Source organism: Blautia massiliensis (ex Durand et al. 2017) (assembly GCF_001487165.1).
GTDB lineage: Bacteria > Bacillota > Clostridia > Lachnospirales > Lachnospiraceae > Blautia_A > Blautia_A fusiformis.
Genome location: NZ_LN913006.1, coordinates 685,596 through 701,223, shown reverse-complemented (window position 1 = coordinate 701,223; position 15,628 = coordinate 685,596). Strand labels below are relative to the sequence as shown.

Sequence of the window (15,628 nt, the reverse complement as noted above, 5' to 3'; positions counted from 1 at the left end):
CTTTTGCGTTTATCTTAACAAGCAATCCTCACAGAAATGTCACCGACACACGCTGTTTCGACAGAATAATGGGCTGAAATCTCACGAACCTGTGAGATTTGAAAAACCGGGAGAATAATCTCCCGGTTTTCATCGCAAATATTTAATTCTGCCGCAGTCTCTCTACAACGCTTTGCTTAACATTTTGCATGAAAGTTATGACGGGAGTTGCCAAGCAGACCAGTAAAACAATAGCTGCGACAACCAACAGAGAAAATACAGGATAGTGAAAAGCTGCATAAGGAACCATTTTTCTAAAGGCTGAGTATATCGGAATATATATCGCTGTTCCCAGTGTGGCAAGCAGTAGGAAAGAAATACTCCAATAATACCCGCCTTCCCAAAGCAATACATTTCTAATTTGCTTTTTCGTCATTCCTATACTTTCAAGTGTGGCAAATTCATGTTTCCGAGTATTTACACTAACAACCATTGTGTTAATGAAATTCATAATTCCTATCAGCAAAAATACAGTGGACAACCCTGCGGCTATAATCCTTGAGGTCAGCAAATATCCGGCCATTTCTTGCTGCTTTTCATATCGTGACAGAATCGTAATGCCCGGTGACGAAGCAGTAATGGATTGAAGCTGCTCCATAATCCCTTTATCATAACTGCTATCAATAGTATCAAAAGCAATCCGAAAGATTTTAGTTTCTCCAGACAACTTCTCTAATGCCTGCTCACTGATATACAAATCAGGGGCAGTACCTCTCTCATTTCCTCGACCACTTTGAAAATCAGCGTCCAGAAAGCCAGTTGCCACTGTAAAGGCCAGTTCTCCGGACTCACCGACAACGGTGATTGCTTGCCCTGGCTGAATCAATGGGTTTCCCTCAGCATCCGTCATAGCGGACAAAACCACCAACTCTCCCTTTTCAAAGGCTGTTAAGTCAATAGGCTTATCAAGCGTTTTATTAAGTTCTTCGATATATCTGGAATCTATTCCGTAAACGCCGCTCCAAAAATTATCTGTATAGTTTTTCCGTGTTTCCGCATTTGAAAAATCAAGACCCGATACGCCATCCAAGGAATCAATATATTTCCCGAATACATTTTCGCTGTAAATGACATCCATAGTGGGCCACGGTGAAGCGGAATAAGTGACGCGCAGATTTTCAATTCCCTGCATTGTTGCAACTTGCTGCAACATTTCATCAGAGAGCAGGTTTCCTTCTTCGAAAATGCTGTAAGTCAATGCGAAATCACTTTCTCCCCATTGATTTACAAAATTGTCTGGACTTAGGCTTGATAGTAAACCAGCAGAAACCAAAAACAATATTAAGCCTAAAAATAAGGACGCAAAAGTAAGGACAGCGCTTTTAGGGTTTCTAAAAATATTATCTCGTGCCATCCGGGATAATTTTGTTCTATGGCTCTTATGATCTCGGTAACTCCTTGTATTTGCCTCCGTATAGCGTAAAGCCGCAACAGGAGAAATACTTGCAGCTATTTTCGCTGGTTTCATGCTGCCGATGATTGCGGTAAAAAATGTGAAGATTGCGGCACCCGCAAAAATAATGGGGGAAAAGGACACTATCTCCCCAAGGTCTGTATCGCCTGAGTACATTATATTCATGGCAAACGGAACAAGTCCAAGCGAAACAATACCACCGACAATCAGGCCGCTGGGAATACCGATCACCGCCGTTCTGAATATTTGAGAACGCACGATTCGCTTGATTTGTCTTTTTGTCGTGCCTATCGTTTTAAGCTGTCCATAGAATTGTGTATCTCTTGAAATTGAGATATACAGAATGTTATAAATCAGCAAATAGCCGCTGATAATGATAAAGACGATAATAGCAGCCAGTGGAAGAACAATGGTGGTGGAATTACTCTGAGCAATAGGTACAATTTCAAAGGACTGACTTTCTGTAAACGAAATCTTCCGTTTTAGTTTTTCACAGGATCGCAGGGCATTACTGTCATCAGAAAAAGAAATCATTGCGGTAGACACACTATCAAAGGGAAGCCCTGTTTGTGTTGCAAAAAGCTCCGAAACATAAGCAGCACCACGGTTGCCTGCACGCGAAGCCGAATAATCTGTGTAATAGCCTGACAAAACAAATTCATCGGAGCTGTATTGATAATCTGTTCCGAGCTGATAGGAAAGGGAAATATTCATCCCTATCTGTGGATCATCAATCCCCATTGCACGCAAAGCCCATGTAGGGAGCATAATTTCATTTTTTGCTTGCGGATAATCTCCGTGTATATCCGAAATTGTTGGTACACGGTGTTCTTGCCATTCTGTTTCGTCTATCCAAGTAATACTCAGCAGGGCATCGTCCATTCCAGATGTATCAATGCTGCCCAATCTCTGACTGACACCAACTACGGATACCAAGCCGGATCGGCTCAATTCTTCATATTGTTCTTCTGAGAGGCTTGTAATTGCCACATCCGCAGTCGTGCCCATCGCACGAATTTGCTGCATTTGATAGGTTTCAAAATAACTGCACCCCAAACTAAACACAGATGTAATCATAAAGGCGGTCAAGAATAATGCGATGGTAACGAAAACATTTCTCTGCTTATTAGCGCGGTAGCTTCTTTTGGCAAGACGATTGATTGTTGTCTGATTATTGTTCCCAAATAAAATATCATCCATCAATGTCACCCCCTGTCACTGTGCGATTTTTCCGTCCTCAATACGGATAATTCGGTCGGCAAGCTGGGCAATTTCATTGTTATGGGTAATCATTACAAGCGTTTGATGGAACTTCTGACTTGTAACTTTCAGCAAACCAAGAACATCACTACTTGTCCGGCTATCCAAATTGCCTGTCGGTTCATCTGCAAGTATAATAGCTGGTTTGGAAACAAGGGCGCGGGCAATCGCTACACGCTGCTGCTGGCCGCCGGACAGATTGTTAGGCATACTGTTCAGCTTCCCATCGAGAGCCAACATTTTCACGACTTCATCCATAAACCGCTTGTCCACGGTATCACCATCCAGCTCCACCGGCAGGACAATATTTTCATAGACATTTAGCACAGGAACAAGATTGTAATTCTGAAAGATAAACCCGATGTTACGTCTGCGGAAGATGGTAAGCTGTTCATCCTTGAGTTTCGATAATTCTTTCCCTTTTACTTTAATACTGCCGGAAGTTGGCGTATCTAACCCGCCCATCATGTTCAGCAAAGTAGACTTACCGCTGCCGGAAGTACCAACAATGGCAACAAATTCACCTTCCTCAATGGATAGGGTCACGCCATCCAATGCTTTTGTAATGTTCGGTTCGGTGCCGTAATATTTCTTCAAATCTGTCGTTTGTAATATGTTCATATAGAACACCACCCTTTCTTTTTGATGGCTCTATCATAAAAGGTAAACCTCACAGAAATGTCACGGGAAACAAAATACCTCTGTTTAATTAAATCTCAAATGTCATAGGCCTGTGACATTTTGTTTTTTAGCGTACTTATTTTATTGTCGAGGCAGAAAGACGGAAAAAGTTGAACCCCTCCCAACCTCGGATGTTACCCGGATATAACCGCCTTGCAAGGTTACGATCTCACGAGCCAGATATAGACCAATACCAATTCCATCTACATCATGTACGATGTCCTCCCGATAGAACCGCTTGAAAATTGCCCCCTGATGCTGTTCTGAGATGCCAATGCCTGTATCAGTAATGTCAATTTTCACATACATTTCCCAACTTTCAACCGAAATCCGGATTTGACCGCCCTCCGGCGTATATTTCACCGCATTATCCAAAATGTTGAACAGCGCTTCACCTGTCCATTTTCTGTCATGAGAAACGATCAAGCTCTCCGGGCAGTCCACTTGAACATTGATCTGTTTTTTCTCGGCGTTCAGAAGGATACCTCCCAATGCGGCGGCAAGCGTGTCATAAAGCGGCTGGCTTTTCTTTTCCAGAGAAATGACACCTGTTTCCAGACGCGAGGTTTTAATCATAGCCTGCATGAGAAAATCCAGTTTATCAAGTTGGGTGGCCTGTGCTGTAAGAAACTCTTTTTGCTTTTGCACCGGGACTTCATTTTCAAGCAGGGTGCTGTTAATCACTTTCAAGTTCGCAATCGGGGTCTTGACCTGATGGGAAATATCAGAAATAAGTTCTTGCAAGTCAGCCCGCTCTTGTGCAATGCTGTTCTTGTTTTCCTGCATGACTTCATACAAACGGTTCAACCGATATTCAATTTTATAGAAAAGACTTTCTTCTTCCACAGTCTGTTTCGGCTGCATATTCCCGGACAACATATCATCCATCAAACTGCAAAAAGCATCGGAGAACATCGCCAATTTGCGGTGAACCAGCACCATAAAACAAATAGAACAAAACAGCACAAAGATGCCGAACAATAGTACATACCAAACAGCGGTTATATCTTGGGTCAACGCATATAAAGCCACTGAAACCGTCACCATTGCCGCCAGCAGGAGAACAGCTAAAAAGATACAGGCTTTGTTGACGGAAAGTTTTCGAACATTCATTTCAGCGCCCCTCCGATCCACATATAGCCCATACCATATACCGTTTTGATGTACTGACGGTCGAGTGTTTCGATTTTGTTTCGTACCCGGCTGATAGCCGCAGTCAGAGCGTGTTCATCCACAAAATTTCCGTCTGCGTCCCACAGTTTTTCCAACAAGACTTGCCGCGTCAAAACGATCTGTGGATTTTTCATCAGGATTTTCAAAAGTCGATATTCCAGTGGGGTGAATGTAAGTGGCTTTCCTGACAGGGCAGCACTCATCTCTGAAAAATTGATGGTCAGTGTGCCATCCTCATAAGTATCACCACCATATTGTTTTGTCAGCCGCCCCAGCACCACCGCCAGTTTCTTTTGAAAGACGCTCATAGGGAAAGGTTTTGTCACATAATCCTCTGCGCCCAGTTCATACCCTTTGAGCATATCGCTTTCCATATCATTTGCGGTCAGAAAGATAATAGCGGTATCAGGGCGGCGCTCTTTTACCTCCCGGCAGAAGTCAAAACCGTTCCCGTCCGGCAAATTTACATCCAGCACAATCAGGTCATAGTCCTGCTTCGTCAAGAAACTACCGGCCACTGATTTTGTCAGTGCAGAATCAACCGTATAGCCCGCAGTATTCAAGTTATAGCATAAAGTATGATTCAAAAGTCGATCATCCTCGACTACTAAAATTCGCATGGTATCACACTCCTTTATTTTCAGTGTAGCACCCAAATGTCACAGAAACCTCACAATATTTCTGATTTTATTTTAGATACCAACTTCTGATCTTCGGGACAAATTTAATTATAAGTACATTTTACATCACATTTTCAGCGTCATCAATTCTCTTAGCATGAAATTAAATATGCAGTGAAATGAAATTTTACGCCGTTCAAATGTTGCCACATGAAATGTAAAATTACATTAGGTGGTGATGCTATGAAAATTGAACGTGACGAACGCAAATTTGACTTTCACGGGATCGGACTTGCTATCAAGAAAGCCCGTGAGCGTGAAGGCATGACGCAGGAGCAATTAGGATACATTGTTGACCGCGATCCGCGTACCATTATGTATCACGAAAATGACGGACAGCATCCGAGCCTAAACGCCTTTTTCCAAATGGTAACAATGTTCGGTATCTCCGTGGACGAATACTTTTATCCCGACATGGGAGCCGATGAAGCCGCAAAGAAGCGGATCGGTATTCTGCTTAATTCTCTCAGTGAGAACGAACTACGGCTCGTCGAGGGGATTATCAATGCAATCATAGAAAACCGTGGAACGGAGGAAGCGTAAGAAACGGCGCTGCCTCCGTTTTTCGCGAGGGTTCCGGGGGAGCGCGTTAGCGGCAAGCAAGGCAAGTGTATTGACACTTGCAATTTCCGCGCTGCGGAAATGCTTGTTGGGGTGCCCCCAAACCCGCTGGACTTCTGGCCACCGTGACCAGAAGAAACATTGTCTGCGTCGCCGTCCCTAACGGGCCTGCTCCTTATTGCGCTGGTTGTCCGTCAGCCCGTGCAGGTGATCCACGCTGCCCTTAACCGCCACCAGCTCCCGCATATCCTGCTGGGCCTTGCGGTATTCCAAATAAAGAGCCTTTTTCCGCGCTGCCAGTTGGCGGCGTTTTTCTTTTAGTACGTCCATTTTGGGGAGCTTCTCGCCGCCCAGCAGCTCGGCCATTGTCGCCTTGGCTGCCCGGTAGTCGGCCAGTTCCGCCTCGTGCTCGGCAAGGTATTTCCGGCTGTACTTGGCGGCCTTGTACCCATCGAACGCGGGGCGGGTCTTGGCGTACTGCACCACGGCGGCCATCAGATCGGACACACGGGAAAGCTCCGCCTCGGTCTGTTGAATGTCCCCGGCCAGCGTGTGAAAACACTCTGTGGCGGCGTCGGTTTTTGCAGCCAGATCGTCATATTCAAAGAGCTGGTGCTCTTTCAGATATTGCAGCGCGGCAGCCATCTGTTTAAGGTTATACACCTTGGCCCAGCGTTCATAGGCGGGGCCTTTGCCCTGACGCATCCGCTCCTGAATGTCAATCAGCAGATTGACACGGCGGGGTGCGGGCGCTTTCCGCGCCGTGGCCGTTCGTGTGGGAGCCTTGCCGTCAATGACGGCCTGCACGTCCTCGGGGCCGTAGCCGTCCCCCAGCGTGGACGCCCGGAAACGGGCCGCCCGCTGTTGTCCTGGCACAAGGAACGAGATCACGCCGCCGCGCCCGTGCTTGACCTGTATGCCTGCCGTTTCCATGCGCCGGAGAAAGTCTGCAAAGTCCTTGGGGCGCTCCGTCAGAGCCGCGTCAATGGCAAGGCGAATCTGTTCTTTCTGTGAGAGCTTTTGATTTTCGCCCAGCCATTGACCGTAGTGCAGATACCGTCCCTTGCTGTGGAGCTTGGGATTTGCGATCACGGATAGGTCGTGCTCCAGACATACCCGGTCAGACAGCCGCCGCAGGGCGAACGAGGAGCCGATGAAGTTGCGAAACTTCCGGGAGCGGTCATAGGCGGTGGAATTGTAGTAAATGTGATTATGAATGTGCTCTTTGTCTATATGGGTACAGACGAAGAATTGATACTTCCCCTTTGTCCAGCGCATCGCCGTTTCATAGCCGATGCGGTTGGCCTCCTCCGCCGTCACCTCGCCGTGAGGGAACGCCTGCCGGATCTGGTAGCACAGCGCCCCGTGTCCGGCCCTGCGGTCGGTTTCGCCCTGATACTGATTTTTGACCAGCATGAACTCGGCGTGTGCCGTGGCCGGATCGCAGAGGTAGGAGGAAACGGCCCCCAGCTTCTCCGGGTTCAGGCCATAGTCAAAGCGGTCTTTCAGGCTTTGCAGGGCCGTCCGCTTATCGGCCCGCTTGTGAGATTTGAGGTAGGTTGTGGCCGTAGGCAGCCCTCCTTTCCATACGACAAACGGCGGCTGGGATCAGCCGCCGTTTTCTGCATCTTCTGGCCACCGTGACCAGAACTCAGCCCGTGATGAAGCCCCTCAGAGAGCCGTTCAGCTCGTCCAGCTTGGCAAGCAGCCATCCGGCCAGCGCAGGCAGGCCAAAGGGCGAAATGGCAAACGCCATCAGAAGCCCCGCGATCCCTGTGGAAATGTCTTTCTCCACAAACAGCATCAGGACACTCAGCAGCCCCAGCACCGACGCGAGGATGGAGAGCAAACCAGCGGAAAGACTCAGCAGGAACGAGAGCACGGCCACAAGCAGGGTCAGCACCAGCACAAAGGGAGCGGCAAGAATTTTGAATATGATCCGCATAGGGGGTTCCTCCTTTTTCCTGTATATGTCTATTATAACTCTGAAAAAATCGGCACTCAAGGATGTCCCGGCCCTCCGCACTTCTGGTCACAATGACCAGAAGCAGGGACAGCCGGGGAACGGCGCGGGGCCGTTCCCCCTGTGTCACATCGTTACAATGGCGGAGAGCTGGGCCAGCAGATCAGACAGCGGCCCCCACAGGTCGGCATAGTCCTTTTGCAGCCGCTTCAGTTCGTCCGGGTACAGGCCGCCGTAGCTGTTGGCATGGATAGCCGCCTGATTGAGATTGTTTGCACAGCGCCTCTGGAGCGACACAAGCTCCTTGACGGGTTCAAGGTCAACGTGGAGCACATAGCCGCCCAACGCCATTTTTCGGATATAGGCGCTCATGTTGCGGATACCCGCCTCGGCCATGCGCTCCCGAATGACCTCCAGCTCGTCAGGCCGTACCCACACATAGATGGGGACGCTGCGGACGCGCTTCTTTGTCAACGCTCCTCACGCTCCCGGCTGCGGCGCTTGGGCGGGTGTTCCCGTACCTTGTCCAGCGGCTTTTCTGCCGGGGGCGGCGCAGGCAGATTGTTGATGATGCCGTCGATCATGTTCCCGTTCTGCTCCATAGAAAGCTCGGCGTTCTTGTTGGGATTGCGTTCCTGCTCCATAAATGTCCTCCTATCTGTCGCCCCGGTCAGGGGCATTTTTCTTTGGGGCAGCTTGGCCCCGGTCAGCCTCGGCCTGCTTTGCGGCGGTTTTCATCTGTTCCCGGATCGAACGGGGCCTGTCGGGATTGTCAGGCGCAGGCCGCAGCTCATAGTCAGACGCCTGCCGTTTCGTCAATGGCCGCGTGTAGGTCAAATGCCCCCACGCCAGAAATGATCCATTTTCAACCGGGACGCGCTGATCGTAGTTGACGATCTCATCCGGGGCGTTGCGGGGCGGCTTGGGGAATGTCCCAATGTCCACAGGGCGCTGGGTAGAGTAATACTTGTAAAGGCCGGGAGCCTCGACCTGCCTGACATCGACATTGTAAAGGCGCTGGTATTCCTGCACCCGCGCCGCAAAGTCCTGTTCCAGAGCGGCACGGTCGCTGCCGTAATGCCCCCATTCATACTGCCGCTGGCCGTTCTTGTCGTCATAGCAAGCCCATGTGACATAGGGCGAGGGGGCTGCTGGGTTATGCCCCAGCGCAAAGCCCCTGCCATTTTCCAGCATGACGGCCTGAATGATCTCATAGCCTTGGTTTTTGTCCATACGACCTCCTTTCCAAAATGTTAGCAATATTTCTGCAAAACCGGGCGGGGCTATGAAATCATACACCCCGCCCATGAAGCGGCCCCGGAAAGCCCTGCAATCAAGGGTGTTTTCCGGGGCCAAATGCTCACGGTCTACCCCCGGTATTTCCGCATATAGCCGCGCTGCTTCTGCCGCCTTGCAGCCCCGGCACAGGCCGGGGAGCAGTACCGCTGCCGCCCGTCCGGGAGAAAAGCCCTGCCGCACACCGGACAAGGCCGGGTTTCCGTGATACGCTCCACGGTCAGCGACCTTTCCAGCACCGGATCAAGGGGCAGCACCGCAGAACGGAAATAGCGGCAATAAGCGCCCGTCCAGCATTTCCCCAGCATATAGCACTCGCAATCCAGCGGCAGGCATCCAACGTCTTTGTCATAGTTGGCACACCACCGCTTCACAAGGGAGCGGATCGCCGCCTTTTCCTGCCGGGTCAATTCACGGCTCATGTTTGCCCCCTGTCTTTGACCGAAGCTGCTCCCGGTAGCAGAACACGCAGCCGATCCCGTGCCAGTAGGGGCAGCCGTCACAGCGGGAGCCTTTGGGCGGCAGGTTGGGCAGGACGCCCTTGAAGTAGCTTTTTTCTTTCATAAAGTCCTCATAGGGGCTGTTGGTAAACCTCATTCCTCACCGTCCTCGTCCCACGGCGGCCCGTCATCCTCGGAATCGGTTTCGTCATAATCCTCCGCGCCGTCATACTCGCCGCCGTAGTCAGCCTCGGACTCAGCGGCCCGCTGCTTCTTGGGACGGTAGATTTTGAAGTACCAGCCAGCGCCGCCGCCAATGACCACCACGGCCAGCGCCAGCAGAAGCATACCGCCGCTGCCCGTGGCCTTGGGCTGCTCCGGCTCGGGGGCAGGCTCCGGCTCTACCACAGGCGCAGGCTCCGGGGCCTTGCCCTGGCACTCGCTCAGATTGACCGCGCAGACGGTACAATCCGTGTTGATAGCACCAACGGCGCATTTATCGGCACAGGAACACTCCGGCAGCTCACCGCCCGCCGCCTGCATCGCCGCCAGCAGGTCAGCCTCGTCCACCATGTTCAAAAAGTAGGTGTGATACTGCTCGCCGTCCTCGTCGGTGGGCTTGTCGTAGTCGATGACGATGTAAAAGGTATTGCCGCCGCTGGTCTGCACCGTGATGAACTGCTTGTTGGTGGCCTCATCGTAGAGCAGGTCACGGGTCACAAGGTTGCCGTCCTCGGTAAAGCCCTCGCCGGGGTCAACGGTTTCGGCGGGCAGCGGCTCCACCGGGGCAAGGCCGTCCCATTCCTCGCCGCCTCCGGCGTAGGCCGTAACCGCCATACTGCCCATGAGGGCGGTCACACAAAGCGTTATCAGCAAAAGCCGCAGTTTTTTCATTCCGTCACCTCCGCCTGTTCTGTCGGCTTCTGGCCACTGTGACCAGAAGCGCCACCCCGGAGCTGCTGGAGCACCAGCGGCAGATCGGCAAGGGAGATACTCATGCCGCGCACGATCTCCACGATCTCGCTGTTTTCCGCCTCCAGCTTCTTCTGCTCCAGTTCCTTAAGCCGTGCCTGTTGCTCGGCAATTTTGGCCTTGACCTTTTCAATCTCGGCCTCGATCTTTGCGCTTTTCGTAATTGCCATATCAAAAAACCTCCTTTACGGTAGTCGCCCGTAGGCGTAAAGATGGGACTGCCAATAGCTGCTGTTCAGGTTGGCATAGCTGATAGGGTCGCCACAATGGAGCATCCAGCCGTCGCCCACATAGATGCCCACATGAGAAATACCCGCTGTGTCATAGGTGCCGACAAAGAACACCAGATCACCGGGGCGGGGGCTGCTCGTCCGGGAGCAGATGTTATAAAGGCCCTGCGCCCCCAGCCGCCCGAAGCTCCAGCCGCATTGATTGTAGACATAGCTGACGAAGCCGGAGCAGTCAAAGGATGTGGACGGACTGCTGCCGCCCCACACATAGGGGAAACCGAGATATTTTTCCGCTTCTTTCAGAATGGCGGCAAAGGTTTCATCATCCAGATAGGACTCCGGGACTTCATGCTCCGGCGGGCGGTTGGTGATGTATTTCCCGATATAGCCGGACGAGGGAAACAGATCGGGGCGGTTCCCCAACGTGGACATATACAGGGCGTACATGGAAAGCTGCTCCTCGGACATCATGTAAACCGGGACGTGGGAGAGGTTGAAGTTTTCCAGCGTGACATAGCAGATGTAATAGTTGTACGGCACCTCCACATCGTAGTCGTTGCCCTCGCTGTCCGTCCTTGTGACCGTGCGGTAGCGCACCTCGACAACCACATCCTCAGTCAAAATGTACTGGCGGTCAAAGAGGTCTTGCAGCGTCCCGCGCACCTCGTCCAATGTCCACGCGCCCTCATGGAGCGCGGAGATCATGGAGATCAGCACATAGGGATCGTGTTCAATGGTGTCGAGGTCAAAATGGTACTCGTCATAATCGTGGGTACGGGTGTAGGTGTCGAGGTAGCGTTGCAGCTCGTCCTCCAGAGCGCAGTAGGCGGCCTCGGCTCCCAGCATATCCGCGTCCTCCGCCTTATAGGTGCTGGCGGCGATGGCCGCAAGGGTGCTGTTTCCCACGGACACCATCGAGGACATACACGATTGCAGGGTCAGCACCACCAGCAGGCAGCCCAGCGCAAGCAGCGTCCCCACGGGATGCCGCTTGACGAACGCCGCCGCTTCCCGGACAAACCGCTCTGTGGCCGATACGGTTTGTTCGGCGGCCTTGGCGGTCTGTTTGGCGGTTTCCCGCGCCTTGCGCTGGTACTCCCGTTTCAGCTTGTGGCGATGCCATAACCGGGCGGCGGCGCTCTGCGCCTCCGGCTGCTCCTGTGCAAACTTGCGGGAATGGTAGTCCGCCGTGGCCTTGATGTACCGGGACTCCGCACGGGCGGCAGCCTTGGCCGGGTGCTCCCGGATGGCCCTGCGTACCTTGTGCCGCCCATAGTGCAGCGCAGCCTCGCCGGAACGCTCCACAAAATGGCCGCCCTCCACGCCTACATTGTCGCGTTCCTCCTGATACACCTTTCCATGCAGAAAAGCGTGGGTTTCGTGTCCGGCAATCCGGGCGATCCGCTTGATGGGGCCGGGCTTTTTCGGCGGCTTCTGCTTTGCCAGCCTTTCACGGGCCTTGTTCAGCCGTTCCTCCCGGCTCTCCATGCGGAGCTTGGACTTGTGGAGCTTGGCCTGTTCGCTGTCGGTATGGAACTTCTGGTCACCGTGACCAGAAGCAGCCCCGCCCTCGGGCGGCTTATTCTGTCTGTTTTCCATTGGCAGCGTCCTCCGGCTTGGTAGTCAGCAGGTCGTAAATCTCGCCACGGGGGAAGCGGTCAACAAACGGGATGGTGACGCTGCCATAGAACAGCAGGCCCTCGCCGGAGTTGGACTGCGTGATATACGATAGCTGGTGCTCTGAAATACCGATCTGCTTGGCAAGAATGGCGCGGTCACTCTGCGCCTGCGACAGCAGGATCATAAAATCTGTGTTGTCCAGAATGTTCTCGATCTCCCGGCTGGCCAGCAGGTCTTTCACATTCTGCGTCAGGGCCGAGGGGACGCAGCCCTGTTTGCGGAGCATCTTCCAGACGGTCACGAAATAGCTGGCGGTCAGCGGATCGCGGAGCAGGATATGGAACTCGTCAAAATAGCACCATGTCGCCACGCCGTTTTTGAAGTTGGTTCCCACCGCAGAGGTGACAAAGTCGTTGGTGATGTGCATGGCGATCTTGCGGAGATTTTCGCCCATACCTTTCAGCACGAAGCATACCACGCGGGAATTGAGGTTGACGTTGGTGGGGTGGTTAAAGAGATTGAGGGAGCCTGTGCAGTAAAGCTCCAGCGCCGTTGCGATCCGCTTGGCCTCCGGCTCCGGCTGGCGCAGCAATTCCTCATACAAATCTAGGAGCAGCGGCGTTTTGGCCGTTTCCAGCCCCAGCGCCATCTCCCGGTACACCTGACGCACACAGCGGTCAATGACGGTTTTCTCGATGGGCTGCAAACCGTCCCGGCCTCCCACCACCAGCTCACACAGCGACAGCAGAAAATCCGCTTTCAGGGACAGGGGGCTGTCCCCGCCGCCCATGTCCATCTGAACATCCATCGGGGAAATGTGGTTGGGGCTGTCCGGCGCGATCTCGATGACCTGACCGCCCAGCCGTTCCACCAGCGGAGCATATTCGCCCATCGGGTCAACCACGATGATGCGATCCTGCGGGATGGCAAGAAAGACGTTCAGCAATTCACGCTTGGCGGCAAAGCTCTTGCCGCTGCCCGTGGAGCCGAGGTATAAGCCATTGGCGGATTTCAGCTTTTTGCGGTCAGCCATGATGACGTTATGGGATAGGGCGTTCATGCCGTAGTAGAGGGACGGGCCATCCATGCGAAGCTCCCTCGTCATAAAGGGAACGAAGATGGCCGTGGAGCTGGTGGTCATGCCGCGCTGAATTTCAATGCCGTTGTAGCCGAGGGCCAGCGAGGACATATAGCCCTGCTCCTGCTGCCAGTCCAGCCGCTTGACGACGCAGTTATATTTCTGCGCGATGCCGTTCACGGTGAAAATGTCGTTTTCCAGCCGCTCCCGCGTGGGGGCGGTGTTGACGATCAGGAACGTCAAAAGAAACATTCGCTCGTTGCGGCTTTGCAGGTCGGCCAGCAGCTCGGCGGCATCCTTGGAAAAGGTGACGAGATCGGGCGGGAGAATGTCAGGATCATATCCGGCGCGGGTAGCCTTGCGCTGCTCCTCCACTTTCATCTTGTCAATGTCGGAGATTTTGCCCTTGACCGTTTTAATGGCCTTGACCTGATCCACCGTCTGAATGTGCATGGTAACGGTCAGCTCGGCGTCCAGCTCCAAAATCTCCAATAGCAGCTTGTCCGACAGCTCCGACGCCATGATCTGCAAGTAGGACGCCGCGCCCCATGTCTGGCCCACGCGGAACGAGCGGCTCTGCCGGAAGTCAAAGCTGTCCGGCACGATAAAGTCTTTCGTCCCCATGCCTGTATGGGCGATGTCCGCCCACTTGAAGCGGAACGGCTCCCGGCTGCCGGGGTGAAGCTGGCCATGCAGCAGGGCCAGACGCTCCCGCCCGTCAAGGGGCTGGCTCTGTACCCCCAGCCGCTTAAAGTTGCCGATCACGTCCGCCTCCACACGTTCCAGACGGGGACGGGCGGCGGCCACATTTTCAGCGGGGATGCAAAAGGTGACGTACTTGGCCCGTTCGATACCGTTGTTGCTTTTGGCGATCTGGTTTTTCAGCATCCCCGTGTATTCCGTGCGGACGCTGTTGAAGCGGTCATCCGCCTCGGAGATATTCACCTTGTAGCGGCTCCCGGAGCGGCTGCGGCGGTTGACAAAGGAAAGCTGGAACGGCAGCGAACTGTCAAAATAATTCAGCCACGAACTCCAGCCTCCGAAAATGGCCGTCTGATCCTCGGCAGACGCAACGGAATAGTTGATGTCCTCATATTCCAGCGTTTTTGTGTAGACACCGCCGGGGAGCTGACAAATGCCGTCCGGCAGCATCCGCACATAGGGAATGGTCTGCTGGGCCGATATGGTCGCCGGACGATTACCGGCCCGCGTCAGGCTTTTTGACTTCTTGGGGCTTTTGATCAAGTGTGACCTCCTTTCCCGCAAACGGGGCGTAGATATTCTGCGTCTGATAGGGCCTCACACCGGGCCGCAGGAACTTGGCCCGGATGATATTCCGGGCCACCTTTTCAAAGGGCAGGCCATCACGCTCATACATCGCCATGAAAAAGGCCGGGAGCATGAGCGCGATCATCAGGAACATCGCCCCGGTGCCACCCAGCGCGTGACGGGTCAGCAGATACACGGGGATACCCACGGCAGCCGCGCCGCCGAAGCAGATAAGCTGGCGGCGGGTAAGGTTAAAGGCAATTTTCGTCTTGATCTTGGAAAGATCGTTGGGAACATTCACATAGGGCAAGTAATGTCCTCCTTTCCGCTATCTTCTGGCCACCGTGACCAGAGGCCCGCTGTCGGCTCCACCTCGTTGCCCCACACGTCCCAGCCGGGAGGGGTCTGCCGTGCGAACAGCTCCACGCGGAGCCTGTCGCCCATGAGGGCAACAATCTTGTCCCGCGTTTCGTCCGGCTTTTTGCTGTGGGCCTCGATGGGAGAAATGATAAATTGGTGAATATCGGCGGCCTGCCGCTTGGGGTGTCCCTTGGTCGCCAGCAGGCAGACCTCGGCATTTGCCCTCGTCCAGAAGCCCAGCCCATAAAACCAGCTATCCGCCTTTTTGTTCTTTTTGAGCCAGACAAAAGCGACGCTTTTATAGGTGAAGCCCCACGCACGGATGAGCCGCAAAGCCTCCGGGAGCTGCGGGAACGTGGCCCACATGAAAAGGGCGCTGTCCTTGGCCGCAAGCTCGGCCACAGGCAGCGCGCACAATTCATCAATGCTCATGGTGGGGTAATGGTTTTCTGCCGCCCCCTGCACTTTCTTTGCGGAGTAGCGCCACGGGGGATCGGCGTAAATAATTTCGTAGGTTCCTGTCATCATTCTCCTTTCCCGCCAGATGCCACAGCCTCCCGCGCCCGCCGGATGCGCTCCGTGGCGGGGCCGT

18 protein-coding genes are annotated in these 15,628 nt (G+C 53.3%); 1 reads left to right on the top strand and 17 read right to left on the bottom strand.

Going from position 1 to position 15,628, the window contains the following annotated elements; genetic code table 11:
• Positions 1-142: 142 nt before the first annotated feature.
• The 4 genes from BN3261_RS04260 to BN3261_RS04245 all read right to left on the bottom strand — a co-directional run bounded on the left by BN3261_RS04260 (position 143) and on the right by BN3261_RS04245 (position 5,187).
• The gene (locus tag BN3261_RS04260) at positions 143-2,653 is read right to left on the bottom strand and encodes an ABC transporter permease (protein ID WP_059085535.1); all 2,511 of its coding nucleotides are present in this window, start codon (positions 2,651-2,653) and stop codon (positions 143-145) included.
• Between the two features lie 15 nt (positions 2,654-2,668).
• Positions 2,669-3,334, bottom strand: a complete 666-nt coding sequence (locus BN3261_RS04255) for an ABC transporter ATP-binding protein (protein ID WP_005335790.1) — start codon at positions 3,332-3,334, stop codon at positions 2,669-2,671.
• A 141-nt stretch (positions 3,335-3,475) separates the two neighbouring features.
• Complete coding sequence (locus BN3261_RS04250; RefSeq protein ID WP_059085534.1) at positions 3,476-4,507, bottom strand: sensor histidine kinase; 1,032 nt, start codon at positions 4,505-4,507, stop codon at positions 3,476-3,478.
• Positions 4,504-5,187: a response regulator transcription factor gene (locus tag BN3261_RS04245; RefSeq protein ID WP_059085533.1), complete on the bottom strand. Its 684-nt coding sequence runs from the start codon at positions 5,185-5,187 to the stop codon at positions 4,504-4,506. The genes BN3261_RS04250 and BN3261_RS04245 overlap by 4 nt, the downstream gene beginning before the upstream one ends.
• A 243-nt stretch (positions 5,188-5,430) precedes the next feature.
• Here BN3261_RS04245 and BN3261_RS04240 point away from each other — a divergent pair, with 243 nt between their 5' ends.
• Positions 5,431-5,790, top strand: coding sequence for a helix-turn-helix transcriptional regulator (locus tag BN3261_RS04240; protein ID WP_059085532.1), 360 nt, complete (start codon positions 5,431-5,433; stop codon positions 5,788-5,790).
• A 177-nt stretch (positions 5,791-5,967) separates the two neighbouring features.
• Here BN3261_RS04240 and BN3261_RS04235 read toward each other — a convergent pair whose 3' ends face one another.
• From BN3261_RS04235 to BN3261_RS04180, 13 genes are all read right to left on the bottom strand, one after another.
• Positions 5,968-7,317 carry a relaxase/mobilization nuclease domain-containing protein gene (locus BN3261_RS04235; protein ID WP_059085531.1) on the bottom strand — a complete coding sequence of 450 codons (1,350 nt, stop codon included), beginning with the start codon at positions 7,315-7,317 and terminating at the stop codon, positions 5,968-5,970.
• Positions 7,318-7,459: 142 nt separating this feature from the next.
• The gene (locus BN3261_RS04230) at positions 7,460-7,753 is read right to left on the bottom strand and encodes a CD1845 family protein (RefSeq protein WP_059085530.1); all 294 of its coding nucleotides are present in this window, start codon (positions 7,751-7,753) and stop codon (positions 7,460-7,462) included.
• Positions 7,754-7,897: 144 nt separating this feature from the next.
• Positions 7,898-8,245, bottom strand: coding sequence for a plasmid mobilization protein (locus tag BN3261_RS04225; RefSeq protein WP_021887816.1), 348 nt, complete (start codon positions 8,243-8,245; stop codon positions 7,898-7,900).
• Positions 8,242-8,415 carry a DUF4316 domain-containing protein gene (locus BN3261_RS17130; RefSeq protein ID WP_110925747.1) on the bottom strand — a complete coding sequence of 58 codons (174 nt, stop codon included), beginning with the start codon at positions 8,413-8,415 and terminating at the stop codon, positions 8,242-8,244. Before BN3261_RS17130 ends, BN3261_RS04225 begins: the two co-directional genes overlap by 4 nt.
• Positions 8,416-8,425: 10 nt before the next feature.
• Positions 8,426-9,004, bottom strand: coding sequence for a defense against restriction DarA-related protein (locus BN3261_RS04220; RefSeq protein WP_059085529.1), 579 nt, complete (start codon positions 9,002-9,004; stop codon positions 8,426-8,428).
• Between the two features lie 134 nt (positions 9,005-9,138).
• Positions 9,139-9,489: a cysteine-rich VLP domain-containing protein gene (locus BN3261_RS04215; RefSeq protein ID WP_059085528.1), complete on the bottom strand. Its 351-nt coding sequence runs from the start codon at positions 9,487-9,489 to the stop codon at positions 9,139-9,141.
• Positions 9,479-9,664 (bottom strand): hypothetical protein, encoded by a 186-nt coding sequence (locus BN3261_RS04210; protein WP_059085527.1) that lies wholly within the window; start codon positions 9,662-9,664, stop codon positions 9,479-9,481. Before BN3261_RS04210 ends, BN3261_RS04215 begins: the two co-directional genes overlap by 11 nt.
• A complete protein-coding gene (locus BN3261_RS04205; protein ID WP_059085526.1) occupies positions 9,661-10,401 on the bottom strand; it encodes a DUF4366 domain-containing protein in 741 nt (246 codons plus the stop codon). The genes BN3261_RS04210 and BN3261_RS04205 overlap by 4 nt, the downstream gene beginning before the upstream one ends.
• Positions 10,398-10,649, bottom strand: a complete 252-nt coding sequence (locus BN3261_RS04200; protein WP_021888762.1) for a DUF4315 family protein — start codon at positions 10,647-10,649, stop codon at positions 10,398-10,400. Before BN3261_RS04200 ends, BN3261_RS04205 begins: the two co-directional genes overlap by 4 nt.
• Positions 10,650-10,664: 15 nt before the next feature.
• A complete protein-coding gene (locus tag BN3261_RS04195) occupies positions 10,665-12,308 on the bottom strand; it encodes a C40 family peptidase (protein WP_059085525.1) in 1,644 nt (547 codons plus the stop codon).
• Entirely contained in the window at positions 12,289-14,622 is a 2,334-nt protein-coding gene (locus tag BN3261_RS04190) for a VirB4-like conjugal transfer ATPase, CD1110 family (RefSeq protein ID WP_420313730.1), read from the bottom strand. Before BN3261_RS04190 ends, BN3261_RS04195 begins: the two co-directional genes overlap by 20 nt.
• Positions 14,606-14,986 carry a PrgI family protein gene (locus BN3261_RS04185; RefSeq protein WP_059085524.1) on the bottom strand — a complete coding sequence of 127 codons (381 nt, stop codon included), beginning with the start codon at positions 14,984-14,986 and terminating at the stop codon, positions 14,606-14,608. Before BN3261_RS04185 ends, BN3261_RS04190 begins: the two co-directional genes overlap by 17 nt.
• On the bottom strand, positions 14,974-15,564 hold the full coding sequence (locus tag BN3261_RS04180; protein WP_059085523.1) for an MT-A70 family methyltransferase: 591 nt from the start codon (positions 15,562-15,564) through the stop codon (positions 14,974-14,976). Before BN3261_RS04180 ends, BN3261_RS04185 begins: the two co-directional genes overlap by 13 nt.
• Positions 15,565-15,628: the final 64 nt, after the last annotated feature.

Excerpts from the sequence above, each read along its gene's own strand:
- BN3261_RS04215 (WP_059085528.1), bottom strand. The coding sequence starts at position 9,489 with ATGAGCCGTGAATTGACCCGGCAGGAAAAGGCGGCGATCCGCTCCCTT.
- BN3261_RS04245 (WP_059085533.1), bottom strand. The coding sequence starts at position 5,187 with ATGCGAATTTTAGTAGTCGAGGATGATCGACTTTTGAATCATACTTTA.
- BN3261_RS04250 (WP_059085534.1), bottom strand. The coding sequence starts at position 4,507 with ATGAATGTTCGAAAACTTTCCGTCAACAAAGCCTGTATCTTTTTAGCT.
- BN3261_RS04180 (WP_059085523.1), bottom strand. The coding sequence starts at position 15,564 with ATGATGACAGGAACCTACGAAATTATTTACGCCGATCCCCCGTGGCGC.
- BN3261_RS04255 (WP_005335790.1), bottom strand. The coding sequence starts at position 3,334 with ATGAACATATTACAAACGACAGATTTGAAGAAATATTACGGCACCGAA.
- BN3261_RS04210 (WP_059085527.1), bottom strand. The coding sequence starts at position 9,664 with ATGAGGTTTACCAACAGCCCCTATGAGGACTTTATGAAAGAAAAAAGC.
- BN3261_RS04220 (WP_059085529.1), bottom strand. The coding sequence starts at position 9,004 with ATGGACAAAAACCAAGGCTATGAGATCATTCAGGCCGTCATGCTGGAA.
- BN3261_RS04200 (WP_021888762.1), bottom strand. The coding sequence starts at position 10,649 with ATGGCAATTACGAAAAGCGCAAAGATCGAGGCCGAGATTGAAAAGGTC.
- BN3261_RS04260 (WP_059085535.1), bottom strand. The coding sequence starts at position 2,653 with ATGGATGATATTTTATTTGGGAACAATAATCAGACAACAATCAATCGT.
- BN3261_RS17130 (WP_110925747.1), bottom strand. The coding sequence starts at position 8,415 with ATGGAGCAGGAACGCAATCCCAACAAGAACGCCGAGCTTTCTATGGAG.
- BN3261_RS04205 (WP_059085526.1), bottom strand. The coding sequence starts at position 10,401 with ATGAAAAAACTGCGGCTTTTGCTGATAACGCTTTGTGTGACCGCCCTC.
- BN3261_RS04230 (WP_059085530.1), bottom strand. The coding sequence starts at position 7,753 with ATGCGGATCATATTCAAAATTCTTGCCGCTCCCTTTGTGCTGGTGCTG.
- BN3261_RS04195 (WP_059085525.1), bottom strand. The coding sequence starts at position 12,308 with ATGGAAAACAGACAGAATAAGCCGCCCGAGGGCGGGGCTGCTTCTGGT.
- BN3261_RS04240 (WP_059085532.1), top strand. The coding sequence starts at position 5,431 with ATGAAAATTGAACGTGACGAACGCAAATTTGACTTTCACGGGATCGGA.